The sequence below is a fragment of the Streptomyces sp. NPDC033966 genome, assembly GCF_055575955.1.
The window spans coordinates 129,991-141,596 of record NZ_JBVIRQ010000007.1 but is presented as its reverse complement, the minus strand read 5'-3'; the positions used below and the strand labels follow the sequence as shown (position 1 = coordinate 141,596).

Sequence of the window (11,606 nt, the reverse complement as noted above, 5' to 3'; positions counted from 1 at the left end):
GGACGGCCTACCCCTTCACCGCCCGCCGGCGGTACTCGTCGGTCGTGACCCCGCCCACGCCCCAGTCCTCCAGGGCGACTTCGTCGATGAGGACGAAGGTGGTGGCGGGGTCCTTGTCCAGGACCCTGACCAGCAGGTCGGTGACACCGGCGATGATCTCGGCCTTCTGGGCGGCCGTGGCTCCCTCGCGGGTGATCCTGACGTTCACGTACGGCACGGCGGAAGTCCTTCCGTCAGGGGCGGGCGGGGTCAGGAGCGGCCGGTGACGTGGCCGCCGTCCACGCGCAGCGCGTGGCCGGTGACGAAGGTGGCTCCGGCGAGGTACAGCACCGCCTCGGAGATCTCCGAGACCTCACCGACCCGGTCCAGCAGGGCGAGCCCGCCGAAGGAGTCCACGTCGGCGCCGGAGTGCAGCGGCGTGCGGACGATCCCCGGCGCCACCAGGTTGACGCGGATGCCGTCCGCCGCGAGCTCGGCGGCCAGGCTCGTGGTCAGCGCGTGCACACCGGCCTTGCTGACCACCGGGGCGGAGGCCGGGAAGCCGGCGAGCGCGTGGTCCACCAGCACGGTGCCGATGTTGACGACGCTGCCGCCCCGGCCCTGGGCGCGCAGGGCCCGCACGACGGCCTGCGTGGTGAGGTAGGTGCCCTTGAGGTTGCCGGTGAGGAAGCCGTCGAGCTCCTCCTCGGTCACCTCGGTGAACGGCTTGGAGGCGAAGGTGCCGGCGTTGTTGACCAGGACGTCGATGCGGCCGAAGCGCTCCAGCGCGGTGCGTACGAGCAGCTCGCCGGTCTCCGGCGCCGCGATGGACCCCGCCGCCCACGCGGTGCGCCCGGGGTGTCCGAGGTCCGCCGCGGCCTTGGCGAGGCGGTCGCCGTCGCGGCCGTTCAGGACCACGTTGGCGCCGTCGGCCAGGAAGGCCCGGGCGATGTCCAGTCCGATGCCGCTGGAGGAGCCGGTGATCAGGGCGGTGGGGCGGGTCGTGGTGTCGGTCATGTTCCGGTGCCTTTCTGGGGGTTACGTGGTGACACCGGAAACGTATGAGCCGTCAACCGATAACACCACGACGGAAATTGGAGCATGGGATAATCCACGGTTATGGATATGGACCTGCGGGACCTGGAACTCCTCGACGCCACCGCCGAGACGGGCTCCCTGACCGCCGCCGCCGAGCGGCTCTACGTCAGCCAGCCCGCCCTCAGCCAGCGGCTGACCCGGCTGGAGGACCGCCTGGGCATGCGGCTCTTCGACCGGAAGGGCCGCCGCCTCGTCCCCAACGCGGCCGGCCGCCGGATGCTCGTCGCGGCCCACCGCATCCTCGGTGAGCTGGAGTCGGCCACCCGGGACGTGCGCGACATCCGCGACGGCCGCGACCGGCGGGTGCGCTTCGCCGCCCAGTGCAGCACCACCTTCCCGTGGCTGCCGCCCGTGCTGCGCGCCTACCGTGAGCGGGAGCCGGACATCGAAGTGCGGATCGCGACCGTCCCCGACGACGCCCCGATCCCGGCGCTGCTCGCCGACAAGGTCGACGTCGCGCTCGTCACCAAGCCGGACGTGCAGATGGACCGGGTGACCCTGACCCGGCTGTTCGAGGACGAGATGGTGGCGGTGGTACCCGCCGGCCACCCCTGGGCGGCGCTCGCGCACCTGACCGTCCGCGACTTCGACGGCGCCGACCTGGTCCTCTACGACTTCTACGACCAGAAGCGCCTTCCCGCGGTGCCGCTGCCGATCCCCGCGGGCGCCCGGCCCGGCCGGATCACCACCATGCCGGTGGTGACCGACCTGGTGGTCGAGATGGTGGCGGGCGGCCAGGGCGCGGCGGTGCTGCCCAACTGGGCCGCCGCCCCGTACGCGGCCTCGCACGGCCTGGCGCTGGTGCGGATCGGCGAACAGCCGCTGACCCGGACCTGGTTCTGCGCCACCCGGACGGGCCCCCACCCGCCCCACCTGGAGAGTTTCGTCCAGGAGCTGATGACCCACCTCAGGGCCGAGGTCTGATCCTCGGGGCGTCCGGCTCAAGAAGTTCTGAACTGGTGTGCGCACAGGTCTTGCCAGTGCAATTTCACATTACTATGTTACAGGTCACACCGCGGCACGTTAATCCCCGTCAAACGCCGCGTGACGCAGGGCAGTTCGCACCTTTCCCCCACCTCCCTCCCAACAGGAGTCATCGGTGTTTCAGCACAGAGCTGTGCGTACGTCTCTCCTCGCCACCGCCGTCACGGTCACCCTCCTCGCCACCGCCGGCCAGGCCGCGACGCAGGCGGCGGAACGGCCCACCCCCACGGGCGCCTTCGCCGCCGGAGCCCAGGGCGCGACCGCCACGGCGCCCAACCCCTTCGACGAGGTCGACCGCCTGGCCGACGCCAAGCCGCTCGTCCCGGCGCCCGCCCCGGCCCCCGGAGGCAAGGCCGTCACCGACGGCCGGGTTCCCGGCGCCGCCCCGGCGGTGGAAGCCCCGGGCTCCGCCGCGAGCGCCGAACGCACGGAGAAGAGCCGCAAGTCCGCCCAGGCCGCGCCCACCGCCAAGAGCGTCGCCGCCGGCGTCCCCTGCACCCTCGACGGGATCAAGAACCTCACCCCGGAGCAGTTCGCCGACTTCCTCGGCGACCAGGCCGTCACCGCCGACGGCTGCCTGCGCGGGCTGATCTGGACCTGGGACGCCCGCCTGGCGCCCGTCATGTCCGACGCCCACGTCCAGGCCGTCTCCCGCCGGATATCCAGCCTGGCCGCCGCCCACGACGGCCGTAACTCCTCCCACCTGGAGGAGATGTTCACCTACCTGCACGCCGTCGCCTACCACGACTTCTCACGCGACGAGATCGACGTCACCGATGCCCCCACCACCGCCGCGATACGCCAGGCCATCGACGACTTCGGCAACGCCGCGCGGACCTTCGACGTCACCCCCACCAACGCCCGCACCCTGCGCGAGGCCCTCTACGCCGCCGGCCCCGGCCTGCGCCACCACCAGCTCGGCCTGATCAAGAAGGTCCTGGCCACCATGGACCCGGCCCACCCGGCCACCAACCTCGACGCCGGCTGGGCGGGCGCCGTCCTCGCCGCCCTCTCCACCAACTACCTGGGCGTCTACCCGGGCAACGAGGACGCGGCCTTCCACGCGGCGGTCGCGGGGGACGCCTCGTACCGCGCCGTCTTCAAGGCCTTCGCCGACTACACCTACCTCAAGGGCACCGGCAACGCCTGGGTGGTGCGCGACACCCTCAGCGAGTACGCCCGCTTCGGCCAGGTGGAGGGCCTCAAGGACCAGGTCGTCGCCGACCTCGGCGCCATGCTGGACCGCGTCAAGTCCGGCCACGGCACCGAGGTCTGGGCCAAGATCGTCTCCTGGCTCAACTTCTACGGCGCCTGCAAGCCGTACGGGGTCTGCAAGGAGGAGATCGAGAAGCAGATCTTCCCGTACACCTACAGCTACGACAACGGCGCCATCAAGGTCCGCACCGCCCTCGACAAGGCCACGGTCGACCAGCTCTACTACGCCAGCAAGCAGGTCAAGACGCAGTTCCACCGCGTCATAGGCACCGACCAGCCGCTCGCCGGGGACCCCAACAGCACCCTCAACATCGTGCTCTACGCCTCCCGCGCCGACTACGAGAACTACCACCCGATCCTGACCGGCTACGGCACCAACAACGGCGGCATCTACATCGAGAACGGCGCCACCTTCTACACCTACCAGCGCCGCGTCCCGCAGGACTCCTCCCTCACCCTGGAAGAGCTCTTCCGCCACGAGTACACGCACTACCTCAACGGCCGCTTCGCCGTTCCCGGCTTCTTCGGCCAGGGCCCCTGGTACGAGGGCGACCGCACGACCGCCATGGACGAGGGCACCGCCGAGTTCTTCGACGGAGCCACCCGCGACAACGGCATCGCCGTCCGCAAGTCCCTGGTCAAGAGCATCATCGGCGACACCGCCGGCGGCGGCCCCCGCATGACCGTCGAGCAGCTGCTCAACGCCACCTACGACGGCGACGGTTTCCGCTTCTACAGCTACGCGGGCACCTTCTTCGAGTTCCTGTGGACCGAGAAGCCCTCGCTGCTGCGCGAGATGTACGGGTACCTGCGCGCCAACGACGTCGCCGGGTACGACGCGTGGCGCCACCGCACGGGCGCGGACACCTACCTCCAGCGCGACTACAACCGCTTCCTGGACGCCCAGATCGCCAAGGTGGACCAGCTCTACGTCCCGAACACCACCTTCACCCCCAACGAGCGGCTGCGCGACGCGGCGCTCGCCTCGGTGAAGTCCTCCTTCGCGACGGCCACGTACAACACGCCCGACTGCGTGGAGAACGGCGACCCCGGCAAGCGCCGCTTCACCTGTACCGGCCGGATCACCGCGAACCTGAAGAACTGGCGCAGCGACGACCAGAACTTCAAGGACATGTCGGAGACGGTCGACTACTTCCTCCTCGACCGGGCGGGCACCGCCTCCAACAACCTGGCCGACATGAACTGCTCCTTCGGCCCGGTGGAGATCTGGGACAACAAGGCGGCGGGCACCTCCTCCTACAGCTGCGAAGGCCCCCTCCGCAGTTGACCGCGCGCCCGGCCGGCCCCGGATCCGAACGGGGGGCGGGGCCGGCCGGGACACCCTAGGCACTCTCAAAAGAATGTGACATATTACTGACCATGGACGTCGTGATCATTGGCGCCGGCGTCGTCGGGGCCGCGTGCGCGTACTACGCGAGCCGCTCCGGCCTCTCCGTGGCGGTGGTGGACCGCGGCCCCGTCGCGGGCGGCACCACCGGCGCGGGCGAGGGCAACCTGCTCGTCTCCGACAAGGAGGCGGGACCCGAACTCGACCTGGCCCTCCTGTCGACGGAACTCTGGCGGAACCTCTCCGCCGAACTCCCGCACGCCATCGAGTACGAACCCAAGGGCGGCCTGGTCGTCGCCCCCGACGAAACCACCCTCAAGGCCCTGCGCCACTTCGCCGAGGGGCAGCGCGCCGCCGGGGTCGTCTCGGCCGAGGTGGGCCCGGACGCCCTGCACGACCTGGAACCCCACCTGGCCCCGGGCCTGGCGGGCGGCTTCCACTACCCCCAGGACGCCCAGGTCCAGCCCGCCCAGGCGGCCGCCCGCCTGCTGGCGGCGTCCGGAGCCGAACTGCACCTCGGCGAGGAAGTCACCGGGATCCTCCTGGAGTCGGGCAGGGTGCGGGGCGTGCGCACCTCCCGCCGCACCCTCCGGGCCCCGTACGTCGTCAACGCGGCGGGCACCTGGGCCGGGGCCGTCGCCGCCCTCGCCGGCACGGACCTCCCCGTCCTGCCCCGCCGGGGCTTCGTCCTGGTGACGGAACCCCTGCCCCGCGTGGTCCGCCACAAGGTCTACGCGGCCGACTACATCGCCGACGTGGCCAGCGACTCGGCGGCGCTCCAGTCCTCCGCCGTGGTGGAGGGCACCCCCTCCGGGCCGGTCCTCATCGGCGCCACCCGCGAACGCGTCGGCTTCGACCGCGGCCTGTCCACCGAAGCCCTCCGCCGGCTGGCGGCGCAGGCGGCGGCCCTCTTCCCGGTGCTGGCGGACGTCCGCGTCATCCGCACCTACCACGGCTTCCGCCCCTACCTGCCGGACCACCTCCCGGCGATCGGCCCCGACCCCCGCGTGCCCGGCCTGCTCCACGCCTGCGGCCACGAGGGCGCGGGCATCGGCCTGGCCCCCGCGACCGGTGCCCTCATCGCGGCCTCCCTCGCCGGCACCGAACCCCGCCTCCCCCTGGCCCCCTTCCGCCCCGAGCGATTCCACCCCCGAGGAGACCGCTGATGCGCAGCCCCCGCGACCTGGTGGGCGGCAGCCCGGCGGCCACGTTCCCCCTGGCCTTCGACGGCCGTGAACTCCCCGCCCAGGAGGGCCAGTCCATCGCCGCCGTCCTCTGGTCGGCCGGCATCCTCGCCTGGCGCACCACCCGCGAGGGCGGCACCCCCCGCGGGGCCTTCTGCGGCATCGGCGCCTGCTACGACTGCCTCGTCACCGTCAACGGCCGCCCCAACCAGCGGGCCTGCCTCGTCCCCGCCCGCCCCGGAGACTCCGTCACCACCCAGGAAGGCACCGGCCATGCCGACCTCGCCGTCTGACAAGAGCGCCCCGCACCCGACCACCGACCTGGCCGTGGTCGGTGCCGGCCCCGCCGGTCTGGCCGCGGCCGTCACCGCCGCCCGCCTCGGCCTGCGCGTCACCCTCCTCGACGCCGCCGACCGCCCCGGCGGCCAGTTCTACCGCCACCCCGCCCCGGCCCTCGGCGCCACCCGCCCCCAGGCCCTGCACCACGGCTGGCGCGCCTTCGCCACCCGCGAGGCCGCCCTCCGCGCGCACCGGGCGGCGGGCCGCATCACCTACCTCCCGGCCCACCACGTCTGGACGGTGGTACCGGACGGCACGGAGTGGACCCTCCACGCGGTGGCGGGCCACGGCCCCGACGAGACCCCCGCGACCCTCCGCGCCCGCCACGTCCTCCTCGCCACCGGCGCCTACGAGCGCCAGCTGCCGTTCCCCGGCTGGACCCTCCCCGGAGTCGTCGGCGCGGGCGGCGCCCAGGCCATGCTGAAGAACAACCTCGTCCTGCCCGGCCGCCGCGTCGTGGTCGCCGGCTCCGGCCCCCTCCTCCTCGCCGTGGCCGGCTCCCTCGCCGCCGCGGGGGCCGCCGTTCCCGCGGTCGTCGAGGCCGCCTCGTACACCGCGTACGCGCCCCAGGCCCCCGCCCTGCTGCGCAACCCCGCCAAACTCGCCGAAGGCGCCGTCCACGGCGGCGCCCTGCTGCGCCACGGCATCCGCCTGCTCACCCGGCACGCCGTCACCGAGGCGCACGGCACCACCCGCGTCGAGGCCGTCACCATCACCCGACTCGACGGCGACTGGCGCCCGCTGCCAGGCACCGCCCGCCGGATCCCCTGCGACGCCCTCGCGGTGGGCCACGGCCTGGTGCCCCAGCTGGAGCTGGCCACCGGCCTCGGCTGCGCCACCCGCCCGGCCGCCGACGGCACGGCCGCCCTGGAAGTGGACGCGGAGCAGGGCACCTCCGTCCCCGGCATCTGGTCCGCCGGTGAGACGGGCGGCATCGGCGGGGCCGAACTGGCCCTCACCGAAGGGGAGATCGCCGCGCACGCGATCGCCGCCCAGATCCTCGCCGGACGCCCCGCCCCCGCACCCGCCGCCCTGATTCGCCGCCGCGCCCGGCTGCGCGCCTTCGCCGACGCGATGGCCGCCGCCCACCGCCCGGGCCCCGGCTGGACCGGCTGGCTGCGGGAGGAGACCGACGTGTGCCGCTGCGAGGAGGTCCCGGCGGGCCGGATCCGCGAGGCGGTGGAGGACCTGGGGGCGCGGGACGCCCGTACGGTCAAACTGCTCACCCGGGCCGGAATGGGCTGGTGCCAGGGCCGGATGTGCGGTCCGGCCGTGGCGGCCCTGGCGGGCGGGGCTCCGGCTGCGGACCGCCGCCCCCTGTCCTGCCCGGTCCCGCTGCGCCACCTCGCGGCCCTGGAGCGGCCGGCACTCCCGGACGCCGAACTTCCCGCCCCCGGCCACTGATCGGGTCCGCCCGGACCCTTGTGGCCGCCTCACGCCCACTAGTAAAATGTCACACACCACACTAGGGAGTCCCCTCATGAACCACGCGCCCACCCCCGCACTCAGCGCCGACACCCGCACCCGCCCCTGGCACGGCATCATGGTCGCCACCGCCCTGCCCCTGCGCGCGGACCTCTCCGTCGACTACGACGCCTACGCCGAACACGTCGCCTGGCTCATCGCCAACGGCTGCGACGGCGTCGTCCCCAACGGCTCCCTCGGCGAATACCAGACCCTCACCGACGAGGAGCGGGCCCGCGTCGTCCGCACCGCCGTCGAGGCCGCCGGCGACGGCGCCCGCGTGATGCCCGGCGTGGCCGCGTACGGCAGCGCCGAGGCCCGCCGCTGGGCCGACCAGGCCGCCGAGGCCGGCGCGGGCTCCGTGCTGCTCCTGCCGCCCAACGCCTTCCGCGCCGACGACGAGACCGTGCGCGCCCACTACGCGGAGGTCGCGGGGTCGGGCCTGCCGGTGGTCGCGTACAACAACCCGTACGACACCAAGGTGGACCTGACCCCCGCCCTCCTCGCCCGCCTGCACGCCGACGGCAGCATCGTCGCCGTCAAGGAGTTCAGCGGCGACGTCCGCCGCGCCTACGAGATCGCCGAACTCGCCCCGGGCCTCGACCTGCTCATCGGCGCCGACGACGTCCTGCTCGAACTCGCCCTCGCCGGCGCCGTCGGCTGGATCGCCGGCTACCCCAACGCCCTGCCGCAGTCCTGCGCCACCCTGTACCGTGCCGCCGTCGCCGGCGACCTCGCCACCGCCCTGCCGCTCTACAAGTCCCTGCACTCCCTGCTGCGCTGGGACTCCAAGACCGAGTTCGTCCAGGCCATCAAGCTCTCGATGGACCTCGCCGGACGCCCCGGCGGCGCCACCCGGCCCCCGCGCTTCCCGCTGACCGGGGAGATCGAGGCCGCCGTGCGCGCAGCCACCGAGAAGGCCCTCGCCGAAGGCCTCAACTAGGTTCCCCGGAGGGGACGACGAAGGGGATCGCAATGCGCACGCGTCACATCTACCACGCGGTGGACTCGCACACCGAGGGCATGCCCACCCGGGTGATCACCGGGGGAGTCGGGGTGATCCCCGGCGCCACCATGGCGGACAAGCGGCTCCACTTCATGGAGCACATGGACCACCTCCGTACCCTGCTCATGTACGAGCCGCGCGGCCACGCGGCGATGAGCGGTGCGATCCTGCAGCCCCCCACCCGGCCCGACGCCGACTTCGGCGTGCTCTACATCGAGGTGTCGGGCCTGCTGCCCATGTGCGGGCACGGGACGATCGGGGTGGCCACGGTCCTGGTCGAGACCGGCATGGTCCCGGCCGTCGAGCCGGTCACCACCGTCCGGCTCGACACCCCGGCCGGACTGGTGAGCGTCGACGTACGCGTCGAGGACGGAGCGGCCACCGCCGTCACCTTCACCAACGTCCCGTCCTTCTGCGCGGGCCTCGACCTGAAGGCCGAGGTGCCCGGCTTCGGCACGGTCACCTACGACCTCGCCTACGGCGGCAACTTCTACGCCTTCGTCGAACTCGACGCCCTCGGGCTGCCCTTCGACCGGGCGCGCAAGGACGACCTGATCGCCGCCGGACTCGCGGTCATGGACGCGGTCAACGGGGGGCCCGACCGCCCCGTCCACCCCGAGAACCCCTCCATCGCCGGGATCAAGCACGTCTACCTCGCCGCCCCCGGCTCCGACGCCCGCCGCTCCCGGCACGCCATGGCCATCCACCCCGGCTGGTTCGACCGCTCGCCCTGCGGTACGGGGACCAGCGCGCGCATGGCCCAGCTGCACGCCCGGGGGCTGCTGCCGCTCGGCACGGACTTCGTCAACGAGTCCTTCATCGGCACCGAGTTCACCGGCCGGCTCGTCGGGGAGGCCACGGTCGGCGGCAGGCCGGCCGTGGTCCCCACCGTCACCGGGCGGGCCTGGATCACCGGCACCGCCCAGTACTTCCTCGACCCGACCGACCCCTTCCCCGGAGGGTTCCTGCTGTGACCACCGTCCGCACCACCGACTACCACACGGCGGGGGAGCCCTTCCGCATCGTCGACACCACCTCGGGCGGGCTGCCCCCCGTCCCCGGCGACACCGTCGCCGAGCGCTGCGCCACCGCCATCGGCCCGGGCGGCTCCGGGACCATGCCGCGCCGCAGCCCCCTGGACGACGTACGGCGCCTGCTGGTGCAGGAACCGCGCGGGCACGCCGGGATGTACGGCGGGTTCGTGGTGCCCCCGGACGACGACGGGGCCCACCTCGGGGTGCTGTTCTGGCACAAGGACGGCTACTCCACCGCCTGCGGCCACGGCACCATGGCGCTCGGCGCCTGGGCCGTGGACACCGGCCGCGTCGCGGCGCCCGACGACGGGGACGTCCAGGTGCGCATCGACGTGCCGTCGGGCCGCGTCGCCGCCACCGTCCACCGGTCCCAGGGCCGCACCACCGGGGTCACCTTCCGCAACGTCCCGGCCCGGGTGGCCGCCCGCAAGGTCCCGGTGGCCACCACCCTCGGCATCGCGGAGGTGGACATCGCCCACGCCGGGGCCTGCTACGCCTCCGCCGCCGCGCGGGACCTCGGCCTGGAGGTCACCCGCGCCGCCCTGCCCGAACTCGTACGCGCCGGACGGGAGATCCGTGCCGCCCTCGCCACCCACCCGGCGACCTGGCACCCCGGCGGCCCGCTCCTCTCCGGGGTCTACGGGGTGGTGCTGTACGAGGAACTGCCCGACACCCCCTTCGGGCCGCACCAGCGCAACGTCACCGTCTTCGCCGACGGGCAGATCGACCGCTCGCCCTGCGGCTCCGGGACCTCCGCCCGGCTCGCGCTGCTGGCGGAGGACGGCCGGCTGGGGGCGGGGGAGGACCTGCTGCACGAGTCGGTGACCGGCACCGTGTTCACCGGACGGATCCTCGCGGACGGGGTCACCGAGGTCACCGGTACCGCCTACCGCACCGGCGAGCACACCTTCACCACCGACCCGTACGACGCCCTCGGCGCGGGCTTCCTGCTGTGACGGTCCCCCCCGCGGCGGGCCTCCTCCAGCTGGGCGCCCGCGAGACGGCGGGCCTGCTCACCCCTCGGGGGGCCGCCGACGCCCTGGAGGCCGCCCTGCGCGCCGGCCTGGACCCGGAGGCCTGCCCGCAGCGCACCAGCGTGCCCGCGCCCGCCGGCGAGCTGCTGCTCATGCCGGCCGCGTCGGGCGCGTACGCCGGGGTGAAGATCGCCGGGGTGGCCCCCGGCAACCCGGCGCGGGGACTGCCCCGGATCACCGGCAGCTACCTCCTGCTGGACGGCCCCACCCTGCGCCCGCTGGCCCTCCTGGACGGCGCCGCCCTGACCGCCCTGCGCACCCCGGCGGTCTCCGCGCTCGCCCTGCGGTACCTGACCGCGCCCGGGCGCCCGCTGCGGCTGGTGCTGTTCGGCTCGGGACCGCAGGCGTACGGGCACCTCGAAGCGGTGCTGGAACTGCGGGACCTGGCCGGGGCGGTGGTGGTGGCCCGGGACCCGGGCCGCGCGGAGAAGCTGGCCGCGCACGCCCGGGACCTGGGCGTCCCGGCCCGCACGGGCACGCCCGCCGACGTGGCCGGTGCCGATCTGGTCCTGTGCTGCACCACCGCCCGCGAGCCGCTCTTCGACGGGCGCCTCGTCGCCCCGGGGGCGGTGGTCGTCGCCGTCGGCTCGCACGAGCCGGACGCCCGGGAGACCGACACCGCCCTCGTGCGACGCGCGGCGGTGTACGTGGAGTCGCGGGCGGCCGCGCTGCGGGAGGCGGGGGACCTGCTCGTCCCGGAGGCCGAGGGGGCGATCGGGGCCGGTCATATCGCGGGCACCCTCGCCGACCTGGTCGCGGGACGCAATTCCACGGGCGGGAGGCCGAGTTGTCCACAGCTCTTCAAGAGCGTGGGCATGGCCTGGGAAGATCTTGCCGTCGCGGTGGCGATCTACCACGCGACCGGAGCGAACAGCGAAACGTGACATTGTACGCTGTTCCTCCGCACGTCGGTGGTGTGCG

11 protein-coding genes are annotated in these 11,606 nt (G+C 73.8%); 9 read left to right on the top strand and 2 right to left on the bottom strand.

Annotated elements, in window-relative coordinates; all coding sequences use genetic code 11:
* Positions 1–7: 7 nt before the first annotated feature.
* On the bottom strand, positions 8–217 hold the full coding sequence (locus ACZ518_RS21420) for a tautomerase family protein (RefSeq protein WP_386270637.1): 210 nt from the start codon (positions 215–217) through the stop codon (positions 8–10).
* 32 nt (positions 218–249) lie between these two features.
* The gene (locus tag ACZ518_RS21415) at positions 250–996 is read right to left on the bottom strand and encodes an SDR family NAD(P)-dependent oxidoreductase (RefSeq protein ID WP_469114583.1); all 747 of its coding nucleotides are present in this window, start codon (positions 994–996) and stop codon (positions 250–252) included.
* A gap of 102 nt (positions 997–1,098) precedes the next feature.
* Between ACZ518_RS21415 and ACZ518_RS21410 the strand changes: the two genes are divergently transcribed.
* The 9 genes from ACZ518_RS21410 to ACZ518_RS21370 all read left to right on the top strand — a co-directional run bounded on the left by ACZ518_RS21410 (position 1,099) and on the right by ACZ518_RS21370 (position 11,569).
* Positions 1,099–2,001 (top strand): LysR family transcriptional regulator, encoded by a 903-nt coding sequence (locus ACZ518_RS21410; protein WP_469114582.1) that lies wholly within the window; start codon positions 1,099–1,101, stop codon positions 1,999–2,001.
* Positions 2,002–2,176: 175 nt separating this feature from the next.
* Complete coding sequence (locus ACZ518_RS21405; RefSeq protein ID WP_469114581.1) at positions 2,177–4,564, top strand: collagenase; 2,388 nt, start codon at positions 2,177–2,179, stop codon at positions 4,562–4,564.
* An 80-nt stretch (positions 4,565–4,644) separates the two neighbouring features.
* The gene (locus tag ACZ518_RS21400) at positions 4,645–5,790 is read left to right on the top strand and encodes an NAD(P)/FAD-dependent oxidoreductase (protein WP_469114788.1); all 1,146 of its coding nucleotides are present in this window, start codon (positions 4,645–4,647) and stop codon (positions 5,788–5,790) included.
* Complete coding sequence (locus ACZ518_RS21395) at positions 5,790–6,101, top strand: (2Fe-2S)-binding protein (protein ID WP_469114580.1); 312 nt, start codon at positions 5,790–5,792, stop codon at positions 6,099–6,101. Before ACZ518_RS21400 ends, ACZ518_RS21395 begins: the two co-directional genes overlap by 1 nt.
* Positions 6,082–7,551: an FAD-dependent oxidoreductase gene (locus tag ACZ518_RS21390; protein ID WP_469114579.1), complete on the top strand. Its 1,470-nt coding sequence runs from the start codon at positions 6,082–6,084 to the stop codon at positions 7,549–7,551. The genes ACZ518_RS21395 and ACZ518_RS21390 overlap by 20 nt, the downstream gene beginning before the upstream one ends.
* A gap of 76 nt (positions 7,552–7,627) precedes the next feature.
* On the top strand, positions 7,628–8,554 hold the full coding sequence (locus ACZ518_RS21385) for a dihydrodipicolinate synthase family protein (protein WP_469114578.1): 927 nt from the start codon (positions 7,628–7,630) through the stop codon (positions 8,552–8,554).
* Positions 8,555–8,586: 32 nt separating this feature from the next.
* Positions 8,587–9,591, top strand: a complete 1,005-nt coding sequence (locus ACZ518_RS21380) for a proline racemase family protein (RefSeq protein ID WP_469114577.1) — start codon at positions 8,587–8,589, stop codon at positions 9,589–9,591.
* Positions 9,588–10,607, top strand: a complete 1,020-nt coding sequence (locus tag ACZ518_RS21375; protein WP_469114576.1) for a proline racemase family protein — start codon at positions 9,588–9,590, stop codon at positions 10,605–10,607. Before ACZ518_RS21380 ends, ACZ518_RS21375 begins: the two co-directional genes overlap by 4 nt.
* Positions 10,604–11,569: an ornithine cyclodeaminase family protein gene (locus ACZ518_RS21370; protein ID WP_469114575.1), complete on the top strand. Its 966-nt coding sequence runs from the start codon at positions 10,604–10,606 to the stop codon at positions 11,567–11,569. The genes ACZ518_RS21375 and ACZ518_RS21370 overlap by 4 nt, the downstream gene beginning before the upstream one ends.
* Positions 11,570–11,606 lie beyond the last annotated feature (37 nt).